Raw genomic sequence first — 26203 nt, forward strand, 5'->3', positions numbered from 1 at the left:
AAGTTTATTAACTAATTGACTCTTAACAATTAAAACATCTCCATGGTTTGTAATAGTTACATTCAATTGTAACCTAACCGAGGCTTCAGCCTTGGCAAACAGTACGGCAAAGCACAATGAAGATTATCCAGCATTTAAGAAACTATATAAAATTACTACTAAAATAAAAGAGTATTTACCCCCCGTAGGAGTAAATACTCTTTTTGACTTCCCTTAAAGAAACAATCTAAGCAACAGCTGCCTTTTTCTTCGGCCTATTATAAAGAACATCCATCTTTCTATATGCGTACTGAATGCAAGGACCAATTGCCAATACTATTACAACAGTTCCGTAAGAAACAGGTCCAGCTAAAAATAATCCAGTTGTAAGGGCAGTAATTTCACATATTAGCCGAGAAAAAGCCATGCTAATATTAAACCTCTTGTGGACAACCATCATAAGACTATCAATGGGAGTAGGTGGAAACTTAGCCTGAAGATAAGACCCTACACCCAATGCCATACATACAAAACTAATTGCAAACAACAACATTTTTTCAGGTAAAGTTACAATATCAATAAAGCTATACAGAAATAAGTTGATATCGATAAAAACACCTAGGATGAAAACAGTTAAAAAAGAAAGAAATTCAGGCTTCTTTTTAGCTAAAGAAGCATTGAACAACATAAGTAGGCCACCAGTAATTATATTCCATGATCCAGGACTTAAGCCAACCTTATTAGTCAAGCCCACAAATACAGAGTCCCAAGCACCAGTGCCTAACTCCGCCACAATAACACCAGTAATACCAACTGCAGAGATAAATAAGCCAATAAAATAAAATAGAAAACGTTTCATAGTCCAACCACCTTCAGCTATTTATATAGAGTCTATTTACTTCAGTATACTCTATATATAATAGGTAAAGTCAAGGGAAAAAATAAAAAATTCTACAATATAGAACTATAGTTCTAAAATAGTTTTAAAAGTTATATCTAAAGAAAATTTAGACGAGTTTCTAAGTGGTATCACAAGAAGAAAGCATCAGATAGAAGCTTGGAAACTATAAAATATTTGCACCGAAATGAGGATGCTTTATGAACCTACTGAACAAATTCACCGAGGGAGAATCATCTAAACTATGAACAAGTTTGATATTTTCACTTGGATAACCCATCATGGAAATAAAGCCAGTATGAACCTAGCAATAACATTGGGGTTACAGAATATCAAAGAGAATATGCGATTAGTATAGAAAAGGCATGCCGTTTTGTGCATGCCTTTTCTATACTGAAGAAGGATATCCATTAAGTTTATAGAATACACATTGCAAGAGAGGTGAATTATATGGACGAAAATGTATTTTTCAACAGGGGTTTAAGGGTTGCATTGCGTATGGGTTCTATTTTTATTTTCTTGGTGGCTGGATACCAGATATTTTTCACCTCCAACTACGACTTAAATTGGACTTATCTGATTTTTACATTATCGATTATTGCATTCTTTGTATTTTCTCCAAGGGATAATAGATCCGAAGAAAATAGCAATTCAAATAAAGGGCTAAGAATATGGACAATGATTCTAATAATTCTAAGTCTCGCTTTAAGTATTTATAACTATCGTCAATATTACTCCATCATCATCCATGAGGCAGGAGAGTATAGTTTTACCAGTGATACTACGCCTTATTTTGCCATAGAAGAACCTAGCAAAATATTTGAAGGCATCAGCCCATCAATACACCCTATTTTCAATTTGGAGAAATATATAATGGACGATGTCTTTGTCGAGAGTTTACTGAGGGATGTATCAAACTTTGAAGGTAAGAGTTTGTTTTTTTTTCAGATAATGAATATCGAAAAGATAAGATTTAAAGAAGGTAAGCCAGTTGAGGTTTACTTTCCAATAGAAAAGGATGCGCCCCAGGGACAATCAGGACCAATAATAGTAAAAATATTCCCAAATGAAATGGTCTTTACTGTTATCTATATGCGCGGTTCCGGCTTGAGAACTTATCAGATTGATTATTCTCAAGAAACTATGGAGTACCTCACAAAAATATACAACAAGTTCGGGCATGATTAGGAATTATCTATAATCGCCATAAAATAGTACTAAATTTCTGAAACATCAGGTCCTCACTTTGAGGTCCTTTTTATTGTTTTCCTGATGGCTGACTGCTCTACTAACTACTAAACTTCGTGGCTAAAGGTATATGTGTTTAACAAAAGTCAACAAAAGAAGGAAATATATGTAACAAACACGAATACTAAAGTAACAAACTAACCGAGGTGAGGGGTATGTTAAAGCAGGGTATCTACGAAGAAATTATAAACCACAAGCTTAAGAAGAATCTTCAGGATATATCACTGGAGTCCTTTGATATTGGCAAAGAAAAGATAGATGTGGAAGAAGCTCGGAAGCTTCTTTCTTCATACATATCTCAAGTGACAAGAAGGGCACTTAACTATGTACGGGACAACTTTAGCGACGACAAAGAAGCCCTATTAAACCAGATAAGAACATGCAACGATATCATATCTACACTACACAAAAACTTAGACGATGACGAATTCGAAAAGCTCAAGATAGCAGAAGAAGGAGAGGTGCTAACCTCTGTTTACTCACGTCTAAACAGCATAAAATCCATAAACAAAGAAATACCAGTAAGACCAGTAACGCCTATATCACAAAGCTCACTATTTACTGGATCAAACTACGAGCCTAACATGATGAGTGAATTACAAAAAGAAATCCTATCCTCCGATTCCATTGATATGCTAGTCTCATTCATTAAGTGGAGTGGACTCAGAACCATACTTGAACAGCTTAAACACTTTACTGAACAGAAAAACGGTAAACTCAGGATAATCACCACATCATACATGGAAGCAACTGACCTTAAAGCTATAATGGAGCTAAGTAAGTTAAAAAATACAGAAGTTAAGATATCCTATGACGTTGACAGAACTAGACTTCACGCAAAAGCATATATGTTTAAACGGGAAACAGGCTTCAGCACATGCTATATAGGTTCTTCTAACCTATCAAACCCAGCCCTAACATCGGGCCTTGAGTGGAACATAAAAGTAACAGAAAAAGACTCCTTCGACATTATCAAAAAGTTTGAAGCAACATTTGAAAGCTACTGGAATGATGACGAATTTATTCACTTTAACCCCGATGAAGAGCAAGATATATCAAAGCTAAAAACAGCCCTCAGCAAAGAAAAGAACAAAGAAGCCAGTGACTTTAGCTTCAACTTTGACATAGAGCCGTACCACTACCAAAAGGAAATACTAGAACAATTACAAGTTGAAAGGGAAGTATACGGTAGATACAAAAACCTACTAGTAGCAGCAACAGGTGTAGGAAAAACAGTAATCTCCGCATTCGACTATAAAAGATTCAAAAGGGAAGCTAAAGAATCAGCTAAACTACTTTTTGTTGCCCATCGAGAAGAAATCCTTAAACAAAGCAGGGATACATTCAGGGGCATATTAAAGGACAATAACTTTGGAGATTTACTAGTTGGGTCAAACAAATCCCCAGAATCAATAAACCACCTATTTATCAGTATCCAGAGTTTTAATAGTAACAAACTACACCAAAACACCACAGAGGACTACTATGACTTTATTATTGTAGACGAATTCCACCATGCTTCGGCCCCTTCATATCAAAAGCTACTAAGTCACTATAAACCTAAAATACTTCTAGGACTTACAGCTACACCAGAGCGTATGGACGGACAAGATATCCTCCAATATTTTGATGATACCATAGCCAGTGAAATGCGATTAACAGAAGCCATAAATAGAAAACTACTATCTCCTTTTCAATACTTTGGTGTAAGTGACACAGTGGACTTATCAAAACTAAAGTGGAGTAGAAAAGGATATGACACAAAAGAACTGGAAAATGTCTACACACTAAACGACAAGAGAACCTATGATGTAATAGTCAAAAACATCCACAAGTACGTAACTGACATCGAGGAAGTAAAAGGACTAGGCTTTTGTGTTAGTGTAGAACATGCCAAATACATGGCCAAATTCTTTAACACCAAAGTCAACATCCCATCAATAGCATTACACGGTAACTCCGACAACCAAACCAGGGAAGGAGCAAAAGAAAGACTAGTAAAAGGAGAAATCAAATTTATATTCGTAGTTGATCTGTATAACGAAGGTGTAGATATCCCAGAGATAAATACAGTACTTTTCCTAAGACCAACAGAAAGTTTAACGGTATTTCTACAACAGCTAGGAAGGGGCCTAAGGATATCAGAGGGAAAAGACTGCCTGACAGTCCTAGACTTTGTAGGACAAGCCCACAAAAACTACAGCTTCGAGGATAAGTTCCGGGCTTTAATAGGCCCAACAAAACGATCCATTAGAAACTATGTGGAAGATGGATTCAACACACTACCCAAAGGCTGCTTTATCCAGCTAGAAAAACAAGCAAAGGAATATATCCTAAGAAACATTAAAGAAACTGCCAACACCAAGAAAAACCTCATAAACAAGATGAAATACTTTAAAGAGGACACAGGACTAGAACTAACAATCTCAAACTTATTAAAGTATCACCATATCTCCATCTATGACCTATACGGCAGCTCAAAAAATAGGACATTTACCAGCATGAAAATAGAAGCAAGACTACAAGAAAAAGACCCTGCACTAGATACAGAACTATTTACCAAAAGGGTATCAAGACTATTTCATATAAACTCAAGAAAGCTACTTAAGTTCCTACTTTAGTTACTTAAAGAGCCAAGGAATCAACAATGAAGAAGGACAGCTAATGCTTAACATGTTCTACTACTCCTTCTACGACAATGCCCCTAAAAAAGAAGGATTCACCACAATTGAAGAAGGGATACAACAATTACTAAAGAGCCCAGAAATCAAAGCAGAGATCACCGAAATCTTACAATACAACTACAACAATCTAAAGCAAATAGAAGTAGAACATGACTTCAACTTTCCATGCCCACTTGGCATCCACAGTAAATACACCACAGCACAAATCATGGCAGCTTTTGGCTACTACAACCAAGAAGCAAACCCAGCTTTCAGAGAAGGTGTAAAGCACTTCAAAGAAAAGAACCTAGACATATTCTTCATCACCCTTAACAAATCCGAAAAAGACTTCTCTCCATCAACCCTATATGAAGACTATGCCATCAACGAAAAACTTTTCCACTGGCAAACCCAGAGCCAAGTATCAGAAGATAGCAAAACAGCACAAAGGTACATAAACCACAAAAAGATAGGGAACAAAATAGCCCTATTCATAAGGGAATATAAACAAGAAAATGGCTACACATCACCATTTATGTTCCTAGGAACATGTGACTACGTAAGCCATTCAGGAAATAAGCCCATGAGCTTCATCTGGAGATTAAAACATGAGATGCCTCCGATACTGATGCCTAAGGCGAATAAGAATGTACTGTAGAATATTTTCTGGAATAACAATCTATTACAACAATCACCCAATTAGGGGAAATGGAAAAACTTCAAGCCTTACCCCGAAGTTTTCCCGAAATTATCTATCAAAAAAGGAGGTGTGGCCTATGATGTTGCAATTGATTGATGATGTAAACAACGCATTGGAGGCGGACTGCTATTATTCAGCCTTGGCACTAGCGCTTACCTTTCCTGATATATGCGGTAAGGCTGAGTATCCCAAAGAAAAAAATACTGCAAAACGCTATAAAGATTGGTATAACGAGCATATCGGTAAATATGAGCAGTGTCCTTGCCGCAGTATGCCAATGCCTTATTTAAGTGGCGAAGTGGTTTATAGTCTGAGAAATTCTCTATTACATCAAGGAACCCCCAACATTGATGTCGATAGAATAAAAAACTGCAACAATAAAATTGATCACTTTGTGCTTGTCTTGGAATCAAAGAAGCCATTCGACATTTATAGTGATGCATCATGCATCTATAATCGCAGTGTAAAGACTTACCGAGTAAACGTACGACGCTTGTGCTTAATACTTTGTAGTTCTGCTAGAGGCTATTATAAAGCTAATCAGGATAAGTTTGACTTCTTCCGTTGCTCCATTATTGACTGGGACTCTGAGGTTGATAAGATACATATTTGAAATCTGGATATATAAGCGCACTTCGTATTATGTTTATTAGTGGTAAGGGCTCTATAACATTATTGGTATACTTTTATAAGATTTCATAGTGACAGTCTGTGGGGATATGTTGCTAAATCTTACAACCGACGAGATGGTAGTATTGATGTCAAGGAAATATGGAAATGTGCTTGGGAAGGCTTGTTATAAGCCGTTCACGGGTTTTAGATTTATAAAGTAAAAAAAAATGTAGATTTTTTTACTTTAAGGAAACATTTCAAAGAAAGCCTTTACAAACCGCATAGAATGGATTAGATGTCATCGTGTGCGTACATAACAGATTGTATGTCAGTGGTTCACGAGTGATCAAATTAGATGTTTCTGTGAAAATGCTAGGGGCTGAGAGAGTAGGTTGGATGTTGTTTGTTGTAAAACGACTCTGTTAATGTATTAGATAGTTTTTGTTGCGTGTTTAATTTTGAATTTAATATAAAGAGTACTACATGGAATAAATATTAGAGGGGTTACTCATGAAAAAAGAATTGGAAAATCTACATGTCGAACTTCAACAGTATAAAGAAAGTGTGTTTAATACAGAGTATGACCTCGATAGAATCATATATGACTTGGATAGTCATATAAGTTTACTGTCCAATCAAGCGGATAAACTCGACTACTTGGTTTCTATCGGTAGCGGACTGATGTGTGGACTGCTTGACATTCTTTGGGTTGGAGAGTTTAGCTTGGAACGGGGTCAGAATATTGCAAGTGATGAAATTAATAGCTTTGTCACAAAAACGGCGAAATTACTGGGTTGTAGAGATGAGGATTTAGAGTCAGCTGTTAGATTTCTCGAAAAGAAATTCCCAATACCCAGCGATGGAAATACACACGACTTTTGTAGCGGCTTGCATCATCATCTACGGGATTTCGCCCACCATCCAACGATTGTCGGACTTATATTTTCTCTACTTACGCAATTTACTGGTAAGTCATACGGTACAGATGTCAAAGGAACTTTTATGGCTGTAGACGTTCCTGAAGTGAGCAGAGCCTTTATTGGAAATGATGTGTCATCAAAAATTCTCTTTGGAACGATTACTTGGTTTTTCCACCTCGTGAGTGATGTGGCAGGTTCAAGTTCTTCTGTAGGTAAGAGTGGTGGAACCGGAATACCCGGCCCTTTGCTAGCTTTAGCAAAAGAATTATCTGTGCTTCCTTTTTTTAAGAACATAAATATTGGAAACAATTCAATATCAGTGTTTTTGTCAAAGCTATTCAGTGGCACCTTACTTGCAAAACACGATGAAAAAGGTAGGATTATTAAAGATACTGTACTGAAATTTGATTTGCGTGGTGAGCTTGGTGTTGGAATTGAAATTGGGCGTCAGTCATTTCCAGTTGTCGCTAATGAGTGTATTGTCAGAAGTTTTTACTTCATACGCCGTCTTGCTCTCGAAATACATGAAAACGATATTCGAAATATCGAAGTTCTAAAACAGATTGACTGGGGAAAGGTAACACCATTAAATACTCCTACAATAGCCAGAATGCTTACGATTGCAACAGGCGTGTTTACTACTGTTGATGTTGGTGAAGCAATTGTCACTCAAAAATACTGGGTGTCAATTAATTACGTTGGTGTCGGGCGGTTTGCTGTTGCTATCGGAGAGGATGTTTCTTGGTGTTTTAAAGCCAGAAGTATCAAGGAAATAAAGCAGATGTATGAGGATATTCAACGATTTGCATACACTCAGGCACATGAAAATATTTACAAAAGGATGGTTGCTGATATGGATATGGATAAGCTCGGATTAACGGTTGAACAAACAATGATTCTGTATAATCTGGAATATTATAAAACTCTTAATGATATTCAGTTCACAAAATTACCTTTTAACAATGAAGGTGTAAAGCATCTAAAACAGAGCTGGCTTGATGAGTGGAAAGAATACATCTCAAAAGGCTTTTCAAGTTTCTTGCAAATTGAGGATGTTAAACTTCATTGGTATACAAAGCAAGAGCTAATCCAGAAAATAGAGGAAAATGCTCCGCAGAACACATGGTTTCGCTTGGTTTTGCTTGAAACAATGATTTTTGAGCCATATTATCCCTTGGGACTAGAAAAAGATAAAAAAGGCAAAGATATACCAAGCAAGAAATACAAAGATCTTCAAAACATCATTACTGGATATAAGAAAGGTGACGGCGACGAATACATTGATTCGTTTTTCTCTGGAAGCTATTACTCAAAAGGCTATATCAAGAGGCTTCGAAAGTGCTATAATAAAATGTTTCGCGAACTTAATGAGGTTCTCAAAACAGTAATTACTTCGGTGTCTATAACGACATTAATAACGATTGTAACCATTGCAACAGCTGGTGCATTAGCCCCATCGATTGCTGTTGCGTTGGTAGGCTCGAATTTTGCGGGACTTAGTGGAGCCGCCTTAACAAGTGCTTGTCTTGCTTATCTTGGAGGCGGTGCAATTGCAATTGGTGGTGCTGGAATGGCTGGAGGCACAATAGCAATTGTGGGTGGAGGCGCTATTCTGGGATTCGGTGTGGGTGCTGGTGTAGGAGGTGCAGTGGGAGCTGTTGGATTACTTGGAAAGAAAAACACTATTTTACAATCAGCAAAGCTCCTTGTGTCAGTCAGAGAAATATTTCTCAATGACGAACATGATACAATATATTCAAATAGTGTATATGAGAAGTATGTGCAGAGTATAATGGATATCGAGAAAGGTATCGTTGAGTTAAAACTTCAAGCAGATGTGGCGAATGGAAAAGAAAAGAAGGAACTCCAAGATAAGATAAAAAAAGCCCAAGAGTCTGTTGAGGCTATGAAAATCGCAAGAAAAAATTTAAGAAAATTTATAAGTTCTTTCGAAGAGGGATTAGCTCAAGTATAGATTAATATTGACTCGTAAATCGCAGTGCACTCTACATTTTAATTATTGTAGAGTGCTTTCTTCATAATCATGGAGAGTCAGTCTAGGATATACCCTTCATACTTTAATTCACCGGAATAATAACGCGAGCTACCAAGTTTGACTTTTAACTCTTTAGACATCAACTTTCAACCTCCTTCGAGTTCTGTTCGATTTTGCCTAAATAACAAAAAACACGTAACGAATCTAGCCTATATATATGCCAATGTTTTTGACCTGGTTACGGTGGACAAGAATAAAACAACACCTACACAGGTTGTAGGTGCTTTACATGGAAAATCTAATACTAATCAGGTATTTTGTCGAAATTTGTAATATTTAGTCTATAAAGAGGATTTTCATGTCTATTTATTGAACTTATATTTATAAATTGCTGTTTAAAAGGACATAGTCGAATAAAAAAATCACTTCAACTTGGTAGACGAATTTAGGGAGGATAGAAAAACTTCCATCCTTACCCGGAATGGTGTACCTTATATTACACTGGCAAACCTAAAGCCAAGTATCAGTAGAAAGCAAAACAGCCCAAAGATACAGAAACCATAAAAAGACAGGAAATAAAATAGCCATGTTCATTAGAGAATACAAAACAGAAAATGGATACACATCCCCATTCATGTTCCTCGGGAGATGTGACTACATTAGCCACTCAGGGAATAAACCCATGAGCTTCATATGGAGACTAAAGCATGAATGCCTCCTATTTTGATGCCGAAGGCGAATAAGAGTATTTTGTATGTCGTAATGGACAAAAAAACCTAATAGAAGGGAGTGAAGGACAACATGATGAACTTACCTTCAAATGAAAAGGTAGAAGTAAGGCTACTGGAAAAGCTGCTTGACTATAACTATTTAACCAACAGCTATAAGATCTACTGGTTTTCCGGTATGTTTAAAGAAATAATACGTGGTAACAATAAAATACCATTTAAAAGGATAGCCTGCAGGATGATATGTGATGCTTGGTATCCAGTAGTTCAATATCACCTTAGTTTTGGAATCAGTGACCAGCTAAAAGATATAGTGCTAATGATTAACAATAAATACATCTTCAGTAGTGATATCAAAGAAGAACAATTGCTGAATTTCTTAATGTATTCAGACGACCCAGAGATTGAAAGTAAAATAAGGGAGCTTTGCAAGTATGTTCCCTATAGGCTAATCTCACCATTCTACTCCGACACATTAGTGGGACGTAAAGATGGTGAGAAAAATCGACTCATCACAGAGCTATCACTATCGTCCCAAGAAGCTTTATACCAAATACATACACAAGACAACTATATAGAAGTAAACGAACAATGGTTCATGTACATCTATGAAAATCAAAACATAATACAAGGATGGCTGAATTACAAACTTGTGCACTACCTACAAAAGAAAAACCCTAACGTACCTGCCATCCCATTTAAGCTCCATCCCCCGTATCAACGGGACCTAAGAACTGCCACAAAATTCTGGGGAGAAGTGATAAAGCACAGAAAAATAAATGACTAATATACAGGATTTCCTCTAACCCGCGAAAATTACAGTATCTATGGGACAATGAGTATAGATCACTTCATACCATGGAGCTTTGTATTACATGACCAACTATGGAATTTGATTCCCACATTCAAAAATATCAATAGCTCCAAAAGCAATAAGCTTCCTGACCTATATGCCCATATAGATAAATACTGCAGCTTACAGTACGATGCATTCACACTAATGAGACAAATCAAGCCATCAAAATCTTTCCTAGAAGATTACCTAACAATCAATCAGAACTTAGATATAAATGAATTACTTAAAGTTAAAAGAGCAATCCCGCGGGAAGAATTCACAGAATCATTAAAAACAACCATTATTCCATTGTATCAGATAGCTTATAATCAAGGGTATGAGGTTTGGGCTGGTTGATAATAGTGAATAGAGCTATTGAGCTTACAGATAAGGTAGCTGTTTAGAAAATAAAAGGGCATGAATTCTTAACAATTGTTAACTAGTATTAAAATCTACAAAAATCTAACTACACCACCGTGTACGTCAGATTTTCTCTATTCTACTAAATCTGGTGTCGAATTATGTAATATTTTGCCATAAAAGAGGGTTTTTATGTATCCTTATTGAAATGATTAAAGAAGTAAGTGAAAGATTGAAAGATATATAAGTTAATAAATAATATATGCCTTGGGGTGAAAGCAATGTTTAAGTCAGATAAAGTCAAAAAAGCTTTGGTTGATATTAGCAAGGGTATAAAGATAGATAAAGAAAAGTTTCTGCTAGGTACAATAGAGATATGTTTAGAAACATATGAAGAAATTATTAATTTAACCAATGGTTTATTAAAAAGAAATAATTACTTCTGGAACACCGAAGAAAAAGAACTTATATCTATGGCATTAGTTACCTTCGCTATTAACGATTACGGAGGCGGTAGATTCTGGAGTGAGTTTGCCGAGAAACTTAGGTATGACACTAGCGAAGTAACGAGAATTGGTAAAGAAGTGTTCGAAAATTTTTGTATTAGTAACAACTTATATTTCCATGTAGGAAACAAAAATAAAGGATATGTAACTTCTATACTATGTCACGCTATTATACCTAACTCCAACCTCCCTAGATTCTTTGACTTTTTACAAGATCTGTACTTCAAAGATTTAGAAGAAGACTATATTGACCAAGAAGTAGAAGAACTCATCCAATATATGCAGAAGCTTTTTACCAAATACATAGAAGATGATGATATTAGCCTTGTCGTGCAGGGTTCCAAAATGACCATAGCTAACCAACAGTTGCCTAAAGCTTTTCGTCTAGCTTTTGTAAAGTCACCCCAAAAAGTTGCAACTATATTAGAAAGGCTACTACTGTACATAAACCAGAGAAATTATGGGCAAATGGTCGAGTACCTTGAGCAAGATCGTTTTGATATTTTTTTTGATCATCACCGTTTTGAAATGAATGGGAAAGTGGGACCCAATAAATGGGGCGGAAAGAGCCAATCAAGTAAAAAGTTCATCACTGCTCAATATTATATAGAAAACGAAGAAATCTATTTACAACTACCAAGGCAAATTATTGATTCGGACTACATAAATCATAATATTTACTTACAGATTTCATTTGGGAGCCAAGTCATTCATGAACAGGAACTGACTTTAACTAAAAGTCGTCTTCTATTTAAAACTGAACAAGAACTAGTCAAATTACCATCTTTCAACACAGAAATATCATACAAAATAATAGCGGGACCAAATACAATACACGCTTCTAAAGGTTCCCTAAATAGAGAGTTTATTATCTTTGATCATGAAGGGAATGAAGTAAACCCTAGAAAACTTACAGACGAAACAATAAAAGTAGTAACTCCGTATGATAGCGAAGTATTAACAGATGATGCTGAAACTATTGTCCTAAAATATGGGACCTATAGAATCACCACAGTCTTTTTGAATGAAGAGTCCCTTATAATAATCAACAATAAAGTCCTATCACCCAATGTAGCATCACTTAAAACTGAGGTTGAAGATAAATATAGGTACCCAGGCATAGTAATAGAAGAATCAACAAAACAGTACAGCGTATACTCTAAGATACCAACAATAAAGTTAAGAATGCCATATGGAAAGAGTACTGTTTATGGTAACCTAAAATTACCCTAGTGTAACAGTTGAAAATTCCCCTAGAGGAAATATATAATATCCCTATGACATCATAGGGGAGGACAGGGGAGTGATTACTTTAATGAATAAACAAGAAATTATTTTATCAAATTTAAGAGATGGGGTTTCTCAATGGGAAATCCATAGAAGGACAGGCATTGACCGTAAGACAATTAGAAAGTATATCAGAGAGTATGAGGCAAAGAAGGCAGAATTAGTAGGAAATGAAATAGAAGATACTACTCTAATCGAAGATTTAGTATCACCACCAAAGTATAAGGCAAGAAAGCCAGTGAAGAGAAAATTGACTGATGAAATTATTGGCGAGATCAATAACTACCTAAAAGAAAATGAAGAGAAACAAAATACAGGTAGAAGAAAGCAGCAAAAGAAGAAGATTGATATATTTGAGTGCCTATCCGAGAAAGGCTATGACATAAGCTATTCAACTGTCTGTAGCTATATTAGAAAGGTTGAAAAAGAAAGTAAGGAAGCCTACATTCGTCAAGAATACTCATATGGAGATAGTACTGAGTTTGATTGGGGTTATGTAAAGTTAATAATTGGAGGAAAGCCAAAGACTTTTCAGATGGGAGCATTTGCAAATGCCATGGGGAACCACCGGTATGCTCACCTTTATCACAATCAGAAAATGGAGAGTTTCCTTGACGTTCATGTGCGTTTTTTCAAAAAAATGAATGGTGTCCATCGGACAGTAGTATACGATAACATGAAAGTAGCAGTAAAAAGCTTTGCTGCTAAGAATGAAAAGGAACCAACTGATGACTTACTAAAACTATCTCTTTATTATGGATTTAGATATCGATTTTGCAATATAGCCAAAGGGAATGAAAAAGGTCGAGTTGAGCGAAGTGTTGAGTACATTAGAAGAAAGGCATTTAGTAAAAGGGACACCTTTGATAGCTTAGAAGAAGCTAATGAGTATTTAGAAAAAGAACTAGATAAACTTAACTCAAAGCCCACAAAAGCAAATGGCGGGAAAAGCCCTAGGGAGGTTTTAGAGGAAGAACAAAAGCACCTCCTTTCCCTAATGCCTGATTATGATACTGCAAGAACAGCAGAGTATAGAGTTAGTAAATACTCAACAATAAGCATTGATGAAAATAAATATTCTGTACCTGATCACTTGGTAGGAAAGTTCGTTTTCGTTAAGATATATCCTCACCAAATCCAGATTTATTATGACCAACAGAAAATTGCAGAACATAAAAGAAGTTATGGCAACTTTACTTGGACACTTAATATTGAGCACTACGTTAATACAATAAAAAAGAAGCCTGGGTCCCTTCATTCAAGCGCCGCCATACGCCAAATGGATACCAAGCTCCAAAAAATATATCATAACTATTATACCGAAAATCCTAGAGAATTCATAGAGCTTCTTGAAATTATTGGCGAAAAAGGTCTATATCCAACATTAAAAATCATAGAAAGACTTGAAAGAATCAGCATAACCAGTGTTAGCACAGAGAAGATAAAACTGCTGATTAACAGAGAAGAGGAACCACAAACAAAGATTATTGAAAGGACTACTGATATTATTGCAAACTCAAAGTTCATATTAAATCACTATGGAAAACTCTTAGGCAATAATCAAGCAGCCTTTCAAAAGGAGGCTACGATAATATGATGCAGAAAGAGACCATTAAAAGAATTAATGAACTTTGTAAAGAATTGAAGCTGCCAGGAACTAGCAAAGATTATCAAGAAAGGATAGATGAAGCCTACAGAGGAAGTTTATCTTATGAGGACTTTTTAATTGACCTTTTAGAAAAAGAATATGATTTGCGGAAAGAAAATGGTCGTAAAAACCGCATAAGAAACGCTAAATTCCCCTACAAAAAGTACCTAGAAGACCTTTCCATTAAAGACCTACCTGCTGATGCAGGGGAAAAAGTTAAAATCTTCTCCACCCTAAAATTCATAGAGACAGGTCAAAACATAATACTAGCTGGAAACCCAGGGACTGGTAAGAGTCACATGGCCATCGGACTAGGCATAAAAGCCTGTAATGCGGGCTACAAGGTTTTGTTTACAACAATACCTCTACTAGTTAATGAGCTTAAAGAATGCCGCTCACAGAAGACTCTTAGAAGCTTTGAGAACCGTTTTGAAAAATATGATTTGATCATAGCAGACGAGCTTGGATATATATCCTTTGATAAAGAAGCATCCGAACTACTTTTTACTTACTTATCTTTAAGAGCGGGGAGAAAGTCGACTATCATAACAACCAATCTTTCTTTTGATCGCTGGGAAGAGATTTTCAAAGATCCAGTTATGACTGCTGCAATGGTAGATCGCTTAACTCACAAGTCTTACATTGTAAATATGAACGGTAACTCCTATCGCTTAAAAGAAACTCAAGACTGGCTAAATCAGCAATAATTTTTTTGCTCCTCTAGGGGAAAATTAAATTACTATTTAGAGGAATTTTCAGTTGACAATTACAAGTACAGAAGACTATATAATTACACTTAATGAAAACAACTATAGTCTCAATAATATATGTCATGAAAAAATAAATAATATTCCTGATGGCAGTGGAGAATCCCTTGCACAAATAGAAATAAAAGAAAAATTTATTTTAGCAATTAATCCCATACAAATAACCATTAGAGAAAAAGGTACTAATCGAATACATATTGAGGACAATATATTTATACTTCAATCTTTAAGATATGAATTTGATAAGAAATATTATTACAAGGAAGACGAAGCTATTCTAACAGGACTGTATGCAGATGATATTAATTTAGCCGAAAAGGTAAATGACTCTACTAAAATAAATCTCAGAAAAAATAAATCGTATAAAACTCAAATTTTACATAAAAACAATAGGTACTGGCTAACCATTGAAATCCCAATACTATACTGGAAGTTTGATAATGTAAAATCAGATATGAAAACAAGCAGATATATTTGGCATGAAGACGTAGAAACTTACAATCTTTTCATCAACTATCCAAGTGATATTAAACCACCAGGGCTGCATGTAATAACAGAAAGCAGTATTGAAGTTATTCAAGGAAAATTCACAAGGGAGGGCTACAAATATTCACTAGAGTACCTGTTTAAAGTCACAAACCAAGGCCCCATATCACTTGGGGTGATAATAGACGGTAACCAAGAGGCAATCACAGAGATTCACTTTAATCCTGTGATTAAAAACCTAAGTGTAGCCTACTATGACAATAATTCTCTTATCAATGGACTAGTTGCAAGCTGGAGCTTTTTAGGAAGTGGAGAACTCTCAGCAGATATTGTATACTCCGAAACCTCAAAAGTGATAAAAAACTATAAACTTAAAAAAGGTCAGCAAATTTTAGATAAGAAGATAGAACTATTTTATGGTGAGCATGAAATTAAACTATATCAAGTTCAGGAAGATGACTTTTTTGTAGGCTCAGAAGTTCGAACTGACCTTGCCCAACAAGAGTTCATTGTTGGAGATCCGATAATTGTAAAAACGAAAAGCAAAATATTGAAGTGTAAAAAGTGCCTTTGTGAAGACATAGAGTATGATGTTCAAAACTTTTATCTAAAGGACTTAAGGTTTTCCTCAAAATGGGGGCACTATGTGGCTACGGGGTATTACCTTAAAAGGGATAAATACACAGGACAAGAACGAATATGGTACTTTACGAAACACAACCCATTTGAACTTAGACTACTAAACCAAGAAGATAATCAGTACATATTTGAAATAGTGGATAAAGATCAAGATGGTTTGATCTATGATAAACAAACAACCAACATTAATCCAGTATACGAAGATGGTGATGTTTCTAGGTTCAAACTCATTGATGAGGTAGTTTTAGAAATAATAGAATGAGGTGATAAAAATGGGATTAAATCCTATTTCAGCTTCTGATAGCATTGTAAAAAAATATTTAAGATATATGGAAACAACCTTCTTTATAAACGATAAGGACTATATGAAACAGTTTAAGAAACATATTTCAAAGCCAGAGCATTTTGCCAAAGGGCCATACCTGGATTTTTCAGACTCCTTCGAACTTGGAAAGAGTATTAATGACCTTATGGCAGAAGGTATCCTAAGTGAAGAATTCCAAAAACTGTATATAAACGAACCCAAATTGCTATCAAGAAGTCTTTACAAGCATCAGGAACTAGCCATTAGAAAAATAACTGATGAACTAAACCTAGTAGTTTCCACGGGGACAGGCTCAGGTAAAACAGAATCCTTCTTACTACCAATAGTAAATCATTTAATGAAAGAAAAAGATGATAACAACCTAAGCGCAGGTGTCAGAGCCTTAGTAGTTTATCCAATGAATGCATTGGCAAATGATCAAATGAAAAGAATGCGAGAACTATTCGCAGCCTATCCAGACATAACATTCGGTGCATATACTGGGGAAACTGAAAAAGACGATGTAAAGGGTAAAGCAAAGTATATGGCACTAAATAATGGTCAACAACCTTTACCAAATGAAAAAATCTCAAGAAACCAAATGAAAGATAGTCCTCCTCAAATCCTTATAACGAACTATGCAATGCTAGAATATCTGTTACTTAGGCCACAAGACAACGTATTTTTTCATGGGCCCCATTCAGATAAGTGGAAATACATAGTTTTAGATGAAGCTCACACATATACAGGTGCCACAGGGATAGAGGTCTCAATGTTACTGAGGAGACTAAAGAATACTCTAAGTAATAATAATAAAATTAAGTTCATACTTACTAGTGCAACATTAGGTGATGAAGATGATAATCAAGAAATCTGCGATTTTGCATCACAACTTTGCGCAGGAGCAAAATTTGACACAGAAAGTATAGTAAGGGCATTTAGATATTCCTACTTTAATTCTAAAGGTTCTAAAAAATATCCTAGTGAAATCTACTTGGAGCTTAATAATCTAATAGAAGAAAACGCATCATTAGAAAAATATAAAGAAACCATTACTAAGTTCGACTCTGAATTTACAAGTAAATCCGAAACTGTACCCAATTTCCTCTATGATTTTATTGTTCAAGATAACCTTTACTATGAAGCGAGAAGGGTACTTGTAAATGAGCCAGCTACACTAAGAAATATATCAAATGAACTATCAATAAAAGAAACGGAATTAGTAGCATTTGTAACAGTTGCTAGCAAAGCGGAAAAAGATAATATCATGCTATTAGATGCAAGATACCATATGTTCGTTAGAGCCTTGGAAGGAGCATATTTAACTCTAGGATGCCATAAAGACCTATCCATAATTCCCCGTGAGAAAACATATGTCAATGGACAAGAACATAAAAACTACAAAATTTCGGTTTGCAGATACTGTGGGCAAATATACATAGAGGCAACAATAGAAGGCTCTTTCTTAACCCAGAAAAAGGAAAACGAGGCTACGGAGAAAAACAACTTTTTTATGCTAATTGATGGTCAAAATCATGAATCAACAGACGAAGATATAATAGATACGGAAGAAGAACAAATATACAACCTTTGTGGTAAATGTGGAAAAATTGAAAAGGCAAATGTATTAAGAAGCCAAATGTGTCACTGTGGACAAGCACACGTAGTAAAAGTAAAAGAACCAATAGATAAAAAGAAGACTTTGAAAAAATGTATGAGTTGCGGATTACAAGATACTCAGGGAAGTGTTCTAAGGGGATTTTACTTAGGACAAGAAGCTGCAGCCAGCGTTATAGGGTCCAGTCTTTACGAAGAAATTCCATCTATACATGTGGAAGTGTTGGAACAAACCCATCACTATGAAGATGACTTTTTTGGAAGCCTTACTAGTAGCACAGTAAGCGTAAAAGATGTTATAAATAAACCCACTGCAAAACAGTTATTAGTTTTCTCTGACAGTAGACAAGAAGCTGCTTACTTCGCAAGTTATTTTGACTTCACATACAATAATATTTTGAGAAGAAGATTGTTTATTGAGGCTTTAAAAGAAGTCGGTGAGTATTCAGATGAAAAAGGAATTGAAATAAAAAAGGCAGCTATAAGACTAGCTGCACTTTTAGAACAGCATGATATTGTGGAATCAGAGATATCCCTTAAAGAAGCGTGGAAGACAATACTTTATGAAATTTCCAGCAATGATAGAAATAGCTTGGAAAATCTAGGTCTAGTGTCTTTTGAATACCAAGGATTTGTTGCTCCTCAAATAGGCTTTTATAAAGGGGAAGAAGTCCAAGCCATTCAAAGAGTATTAGCAAATAGCTTTAAGCGAGATTGTATGTTTGACTTTCCCCTTGCTAAAGAAATGCTAAAATCCGATAAAGAATATTACACATACAAAGGCCTCGAATGTACCATGTCATTAACGAAAATAGACAAGAAAAACAACTACTGTAAATCATGGATATCAAACAAGAATTCAAACATTAGAATAAATTATGTTGAAAAAACTACAGGAAATAACAAAAAAGAGATCAATAATTTCTTAGAAGGCGTATGGCAAAGAATCTTTTTGCAACAAAATCAGTTCTATGGAGGCCTAGTAGCAAAAAGGCCAAACGAGTATATAATGGACATCAGTAAATTTAAAATCCGCACCCCATTTACACATAAAATGCAGTGGTATATCTGTGATAAATGTGGCAAAATTACTGTCAACAATATAAAAAACATTTGTTTAGCCTACAGGTGTGAAGGGAAATTAACACTCTGTGATTTTGAAAATGAATTTGCTAACAATCATTATAGAAAACAATATTTAGAACTAGATATTTTCCCGATGAAAGTAAAAGAACATACCGCACAGCTTAGTCCAGAGAGTGCAAAAAAATACCAAGAGATGTTTGTAAAGAAAGATATCAATGTACTAAGCTGCTCTACAACATTTGAAATGGGCGTAGATGTTGGGGAACTAGAAACAGTATTCATGAAAAACATGCCACCTACTCCAGCAAACTATGCACAACGGGCTGGTCGTGCTGGTAGAAGGAAAGATTCAGTGGCATACTCCTTGACATTTTGTAGGCTGTCTTCCCATGACTTAACATACTTCAATTCACCCATAAAGATGATAAGAGGAAAGATATATCCCCCTAAATTCAAGACTGAAAATGAAAAAATAGTAAAAAGACATATTAATGCAGCTATCTTAGCAGCCTTTTGGAGAGCCAATACAGAGCTATTTAAAGATGTAGGAACTTTTTTTGATGACGACACTTACACTTGCTTGCTAGACTTTATAAAGAACCTTCCCGAACTTGTCAAAGACTATATCGAAAAATTTGTACCTAAAGAAGTAGTAAAACAAGTAAAGCTGTGGATAGAAGATCTGGTACATGAAGACGGAATTTTAAACAAAGAATACTTGGTTTATAAAAATGAACTAAAGGAACTACATGACCTAAAAATAGAAGCATTAAGCAAATCAAGTGCTGGTGAATCCATGGGGGACTATATTAAAAGAATAGACTTTTATGTAGAAAAAATAAAAGCTGAAAATATATTGGCATTCCTGTCAAAGAAGAACATTATTCCAAAATATGGATTCCCTGTAGATACTGTTGAGCTGGTAACATCATTTGATAAAGGGTCATTAGCGACTAACTATACGAAAACATCAAAACTAAGGCTACAAAGAGATTTAATGATAGCAATTTCTGAATATGCACCTGGATCTGAAGTAATAGCGGACGGTGACATGTATACAAGTCAATACATCAAAAGGCCAACAGGCCAAAGTAAAGTTTGGCATCAATACGATTTTGGAATATGTCCTGATAAAAAATGTGGCCACCTGAACATAAAAAGGCATATTGCCGAACAAAAAGAGAAATATCTCCAGGATTGTGAAATTTGCAGTGAAAAGGTATATAAAGATAATACCTTTATAATCCCAGAATACGGATTTATCATTAGTCCTAAAGTAGATAAATCAACAACTAAAAAACCAAAGAAAACATACAGAGGCGAGATTTTCTATGTAGGGGATAAAGAAGAAATAATCGAAAATGAGAACAAAGAAATAAAAATAAATAATACTATCATAAAAATCAAATCCACGTCCAATGATGAACTAGTTGTAATAAATACATCTGACTTTTATGTGTGCGATACATGCGGATACGCTAAAGTGGACGAAAAATTTAAAGAGGAGTTCACTAATGACAAAGCAGGTCACAAAAATCCTTACGGAAAACCTTGCAATACCAAAAGGCTATCAAAAAGAACACTAGGTCACAAGTTTAAAACAGATGTAGCCTATATATCAGTAAGAAAATTTCTAGATAAGGAAAAAGCTTTAGCAGTGGTATATTGCCTTCTAGAGGGTATTAGTCAATACCTAGGAATAGAAAGAAATGACATATCAGGAACCCTACATTACAATAAACTTGACTCAGGTAACTGGGAAACGAATTTCATACTTTTTGATACAGTACCAGGTGGAGCAGGTCATGTCAGAAGGATAGGCGAGGCTGACAACATCAAAATAGAAAGAATGCTAAAGAAATCCCTAGAAGTAGTGAAACAGTGCAATTGTGGAGAAGATAGTAACGGAGACTCATCATGCTACAGCTGTCTTTGTAATTACTATAACCAAAAACATCATGATATTATAAAAAGAAAATATGCTATTGAATTTTTAGAGGAATTGCTTGGGTAAGGAGAATTCTGCTAGCACTCGTTATTCAAGAGAAAGAAGCAAATGTACCTGATGTCATAACGCAGGAAGAATTCAGAAGAGCTTCCTGTAAAAGCCCTTAAAGTTAATTTCTATGGAAATAAATCAAAGGTATAATACGAATTTAATTTGTAAAATCGATAAAAATATACCCTGAAGTGTCATTCGGGGTATATTTTATATTATGAGTATAATTTTTAAATAACTATTGGGTATACCATTATATCATTTATGGTTTTAAAAAACCATTGACATTATCGATTGCGTGGTTTATAATAACCATATAATAAATAATGCCTATGAGGAGGGCCTAAGTTGGATAAAAAAATGTATGAAAATCTAAAACATAAGAATTATAATGAAGCTGTGAATGACTTTACGACTATTCTTAGAGAAAAATTATCTACAGAGGATTCTATGCCTATTGTGGTAGCTGCTTCCACACTTGCACTAGTGATGAAGGAACGAGAGACTGAATCGGAGACCATTAGTTATGTAGAAAAGTTCATTGATGATGAAACTACACTATCTTTCTTGAGAAAAGTTCAAAAAGACTATGGCAACCGGATCAAAGACTATTCTAAAAAATATGATAGTGACACTTTGAGAGCTGCTGCACTATTTTCAGAAACTAAACGATTTTCTGAAGGAGATATAAGTTCTACTCCAGAGGGGATATCAAATCTAGCTATATCTTTGCTATCTCTTACGAAAGATGATGTTATGCTAGACCTTGGATCTGGTGTAGCTTCATTCTCAATTCAAGCGGCTGTGAAATCCAATTGTGATATGCTGTATGGAGTTGAAATTAATACTAACAATGTGATAATTGCAAATTTACGCCGGTTTATAACTGGCCTACCTATAAAAATTATTCAAGGTAACATCGTTAGTCAAGATTATAGTGACTTATCCGCCAATAAAGTATTCTCAAATTTCCCATTAGGAATGAGGTTTTCTGCCTTAGAAAAGTATATAGTGAAAAATTCGAAACTCAAAAAGTATTTTAAAGAAGCAAAGAGAACAGTGTCCGGCGATTGGGTATTTGGGATGGCTTCATATCTCAACACGAAAATGCCTGGTAAAGCAGTTGCATTAATGTCCAATGCAGGAACTTGGAATAAACCAGATGAACAATTTAGAAAAAACTTAGTAGAAGGCGGTTTCGTTGAGGGTGTAATTCTACTACCTCCTCGACTTCTATCATCAACTGGGATTCCTCTGACGATGATAGTACTTAGTGAAAATAATAAAGAGATAAAAATGGTTGATGCCACTGAAATATTCACAGCAGGCCGTAGACAAAATTCGTTAGAACCAAATGATGTAGAAACCATTATAAACGCATATCATAACAATACGAAAATTAGCAAAAGATTAAAAAATAATGAAGTTGCTCAGCAAGAGTTTATTCTAAATCCCCAAAGATATATAGGTACAGATAGTGGCTTAGTAGACGGCATCCCTTTGGGAGACCTAACCAAAGCAATTAATCGTGGGGCAATGATTAAATCAAATGAATTAGATGAACTTGTTAGTACAGAAGAAACAAACTATCATTATTTAATGTTACAGAATATCCAAGATGGTGTTGTCGACTCAAACCTACCTAGTTTACAAACTATAGATAAGAAGTATGAAAAGTACTGTATCAATGATAAAAATCTAATTATTTCTAAAATTTCTCCATTCAAAGTAGCGATGGCGCATGTTAATGAAGAACAAGTTATTCTTGCTAATGGAAATTTATATTTTATTGAACTAGATGAACAAAAGGTTAACCCTATTTTCGTTCAAGTTTTTTTGCAAAGTGAAATCGGGATGGCGCAACTTAATCGATTTGCTAAGGGTGCAGCTATGAAAAATATTAGCATTCAAGATTTGAAAATGATTGAAATTCCTAATATTCCAAGAGAAAAGCAAGACTTGATTGCAGAAGAATACGAGAATCTTGAAGATGAATTATTAGTTTTACAGAGGCAAACTGATATTATTCGAGATAGGAAGTCAAAATTGCTTGAGGAGGTGATTTAATGAAAATCACCAATGAAAAACTTCTTGATATTTATAACCGAGGCTTCCTACCGGCTTCATAAAGAAATAAAAAACGCCTACAAAAGTGGTAATATTGAAGATTACTTATCCAGTGTTTGAATGATTGATCTCTTTCCTTGTGAAGAAGAATCTACCCTTTACGATACTTATCCAGACGGCAAAATCTTGATAGTTGGGGATTCGAAAATTAAGGAAAATGATATTTATGGTTGCCTGAAAGAATATGGCATAACGAAAGAAAGAGTAGAGCTACACCTTGGTTATGATGAGGTAAAGAGCTTATCGTTCAATAAAATACAATATAATCCTAATTGGCTGATACTTGTAGGCCCAGTGCCCCATTCAGGAAAAGGGAAGCAGGACAAATCAAGCATTATCACTCAAATAGAGAATACAGATGGTTATCCTAAGGTTATCCGCTTATCTGCTGGGCATGGATTAAAACTTGCAAAAGCAAGCATTACAAAAGCAGTAAGCTATGAAATTCAAAGAGGGTACCTTGCTGTATAGGACAATTTAACATAATTAATTCTAACATTGCTCCAATATTTGCTGGTCTTAAAAAAAATTCTATGTGACATACATATGCCTCATAAGACGGATATATTTTTACAGTGAAATATGAAGGTTAATAGACTACTAATGTTGAACATTATACAAGGATAGAAAATACTACAAAATTTATTCAACCAAGAACTCGATAAAAAATAAATGGGGGTTATGATTTATGAACACAATGTCACACAACCAAATTGTCAGTTTTATCTGGGGGATCGCAGACGATTGCCTTAGAGATGTATATGTAAGGGGAAAGTACAGAGATGTTATTTTGCCTATGACTGTTATAAGGCGTCTTGATGCTGTACTAGAAGAAACTAAAGAGTCAGTACTTGAAATGAAGAAAAGACTCGATGAGATGAACATTTTAAATCAGACTGATGCCCTTTGTAGTGCTTCAGGGCAAGCTTTTTATAACAGTTCACCTTTTGTTCTTAAAGACTTAAAATCGAGGGTAAAAAACCAGCAGCTTAGGGCGGACTTTATTGAGTACTTAGATGGATTTTCCCCAAATGTACAGGAAATTCTTGAGAAATTTAAATTTAGAAACCAAATAGACACCATGATTGAAGCCGATATACTTGGTGCGGTTATCGAAAAGTTCGTTTCACCAACCATTAACTTAAGTCCAAAACCAGTCCTTAATGATCAGGGTGAGGTTAGATTATCTGGCTTAGATAACCATACAATGGGTGTGATTTTCGAGGAGTTAATTCGTAAATTCAATGAAGAGAACAACGAGGAAGCTGGGGAACACTTTACACCACGGGATGTTGTGGAACTTATGGCAGATGTTATCTTTATGCCTATTAAAGACAAGATAACGGACGGAACATATCTATGTTATGACGGTGCCAGCGGTACAGGTGGTATGCTAACGATAGCTGATGAAAGGCTAACTCACCTAGCAGAGAAAAATAACATACAAGTATCAATACATTTATATGGGCAAGAGATTAACCCAGAAACCTACGCCATCGCTAAAGCAGATTTACTGTTAAAAGGGGATGGAACGGAAGCTGAGAATATTAAATATGGTTCAACACTATCTAATGACGGAAATGCTACTATGGAATTTGACTTTATGTTGTCAAACCCTCCTTACGGTAAGTCATGGAAAACCGATGCAGAAAGGCTTGGGGGTAAAAGTGACATAACGGACCCAAGATTTATAGTTAATTTTAAAGATGAACCTGAGTTTAAAATGATACCAAGGGTAAATGATGGACAAATGCTTTTCCTAGCAAACAATATTGCTAAAATGAAGCATAGCACCGAACTGGGAAGTAGAATAGCAGAAGTTCACAATGGTTCTTCAATTTTCACTGGCGATGCAGGTCAAGGTGAAAGTAATCTCAGAAGATACATCATAGAAAGTGACTATCTAGAAGCCATCATCGCACTACCGGAAAATATGTTTTACAATACCGGAATAGCAACCTACATATGGGTTCTTTCCAACAGAAAAGAAGAGAAAAGAAAAGGTAAAGTCCAACTTATTGACGCAACAAGTCTAAAGTCTCCTCTAAGGAAAAACTTAGGAGATAAAAATTGTGAATTAACGAAAGAGATTAGAAAACAGATAATGGACATCTACCTAAGGTTTGAGGAAAATGAGTATAGCAAAATATTCAACAATGAAGAGTTTGGATATTGGAAGATAACTGTAAATAGGCCGTTGAGATTGAAGGTTGAAATAACTCACGAAAAACTAGATAAATTTAAGCAATTTGCAGATAAGGCTAAAGATAAAGTAGTTTATGATATAATGGCTGAACTATATAAACAAGCAGACAAAGACTATTTTATTGACTACAAAGAGTTTGAACAACTCTTAAAAAAAGTGGTAAAAAGCAAAGGCGAAAAATTACCAGCAAAGAGATTGAAAATGATTAGAGAATTCTTTACCAGTAAGGATGAAAATGCTGAGAGACTAATTTCAAAAGTACTTAAAAATGAAGACATAGATGAGCTAAATGGCAAATTCAAACTTCAAAATACGATTGTTGAATTTGAAACCGATAAAGAACTAGAAGATACAGAGCAGATCCCATTGAGGTATGAAGGTGGTATAGAAACATTCTTTAAGAATGAAGTTCTACCATACGCACCAGACGCCTGGGTAGACCACGGTAAAACACAGATTGGTTATGAGATTAGTTTTACCAAGTATTTCTACAAGTCTGTACAACTTCGTAGTCTAGATGATATTATGGCAGATATTAAAGCACTAGAGGAAGAAACTGAAGGTCTGCTAGAAGAAATCATAGGGGGTTAAG

13 protein-coding genes and 3 pseudogenes are annotated in these 26203 nt (G+C 35.2%); 15 read left to right on the forward strand and 1 reads right to left on the reverse strand.

Annotated elements, in window-relative coordinates; translation table 11 throughout:
* Positions 1-226: 226 nt before the first annotated feature.
* Positions 227-838, reverse strand: coding sequence for a YczE/YyaS/YitT family protein (locus HYG86_RS14555; RefSeq protein ID WP_213166307.1), 612 nt, complete (start codon positions 836-838; stop codon positions 227-229).
* A gap of 489 nt (positions 839-1327) precedes the next feature.
* Here HYG86_RS14555 and HYG86_RS14560 point away from each other — a divergent pair, with 489 nt between their 5' ends.
* From HYG86_RS14560 to HYG86_RS14625, 15 genes and pseudogenes are all read left to right on the forward strand, one after another.
* Positions 1328-2065, forward strand: coding sequence for an accessory gene regulator B family protein (locus HYG86_RS14560; protein WP_213166308.1), 738 nt, complete (start codon positions 1328-1330; stop codon positions 2063-2065).
* A 215-nt stretch (positions 2066-2280) separates the two neighbouring features.
* Positions 2281-5446, forward strand: a pseudogene (locus tag HYG86_RS14565) (DEAD/DEAH box helicase).
* A gap of 118 nt (positions 5447-5564) precedes the next feature.
* Complete coding sequence (locus HYG86_RS14570; protein ID WP_213166309.1) at positions 5565-6101, forward strand: hypothetical protein; 537 nt, start codon at positions 5565-5567, stop codon at positions 6099-6101.
* A gap of 509 nt (positions 6102-6610) precedes the next feature.
* A complete protein-coding gene (locus tag HYG86_RS14575; protein WP_213166310.1) occupies positions 6611-8995 on the forward strand; it encodes a hypothetical protein in 2385 nt (794 codons plus the stop codon).
* Between the two features lie 598 nt (positions 8996-9593).
* Positions 9594-9743: pseudogene (locus HYG86_RS18465) on the forward strand (hypothetical protein); the annotation flags it as partial.
* 74 nt (positions 9744-9817) lie between these two features.
* Complete coding sequence (locus HYG86_RS18215; protein WP_246451799.1) at positions 9818-10531, forward strand: hypothetical protein; 714 nt, start codon at positions 9818-9820, stop codon at positions 10529-10531.
* A gap of 12 nt (positions 10532-10543) precedes the next feature.
* Positions 10544-10936: pseudogene (locus tag HYG86_RS18220) on the forward strand (HNH endonuclease domain-containing protein); the annotation flags it as partial.
* Between the two features lie 284 nt (positions 10937-11220).
* Positions 11221-12678: a hypothetical protein gene (locus tag HYG86_RS14590; RefSeq protein WP_213166311.1), complete on the forward strand. Its 1458-nt coding sequence runs from the start codon at positions 11221-11223 to the stop codon at positions 12676-12678.
* A gap of 70 nt (positions 12679-12748) precedes the next feature.
* On the forward strand, positions 12749-14329 hold the full coding sequence (gene istA / locus HYG86_RS14595) for an IS21 family transposase (protein WP_213165711.1): 1581 nt from the start codon (positions 12749-12751) through the stop codon (positions 14327-14329).
* Positions 14326-15087: an IS21-like element helper ATPase IstB gene (gene istB, locus HYG86_RS14600; protein ID WP_281391275.1), complete on the forward strand. Its 762-nt coding sequence runs from the start codon at positions 14326-14328 to the stop codon at positions 15085-15087. Before istA ends, istB begins: the two co-directional genes overlap by 4 nt.
* A gap of 52 nt (positions 15088-15139) precedes the next feature.
* Positions 15140-16534 (forward strand): hypothetical protein, encoded by a 1395-nt coding sequence (locus HYG86_RS14605; RefSeq protein ID WP_213166312.1) that lies wholly within the window; start codon positions 15140-15142, stop codon positions 16532-16534.
* Between the two features lie 10 nt (positions 16535-16544).
* Positions 16545-21293: a DEAD/DEAH box helicase gene (locus HYG86_RS14610; protein ID WP_213166313.1), complete on the forward strand. Its 4749-nt coding sequence runs from the start codon at positions 16545-16547 to the stop codon at positions 21291-21293.
* Positions 21294-21626: 333 nt separating this feature from the next.
* On the forward strand, positions 21627-23345 hold the full coding sequence (locus HYG86_RS14615; protein ID WP_213166314.1) for an N-6 DNA methylase: 1719 nt from the start codon (positions 21627-21629) through the stop codon (positions 23343-23345).
* A 120-nt stretch (positions 23346-23465) separates the two neighbouring features.
* On the forward strand, positions 23466-23876 hold the full coding sequence (locus tag HYG86_RS14620) for a hypothetical protein (protein ID WP_213166315.1): 411 nt from the start codon (positions 23466-23468) through the stop codon (positions 23874-23876).
* Positions 23877-24093: 217 nt separating this feature from the next.
* Positions 24094-26202: a type I restriction-modification system subunit M gene (locus HYG86_RS14625; protein WP_213166316.1), complete on the forward strand. Its 2109-nt coding sequence runs from the start codon at positions 24094-24096 to the stop codon at positions 26200-26202.
* Position 26203 lies beyond the last annotated feature (1 nt).

The organism is Alkalicella caledoniensis (assembly GCF_014467015.1).
Classification (GTDB): Bacteria; Bacillota; Proteinivoracia; order Proteinivoracales; family Proteinivoracaceae; genus Alkalicella; species Alkalicella caledoniensis.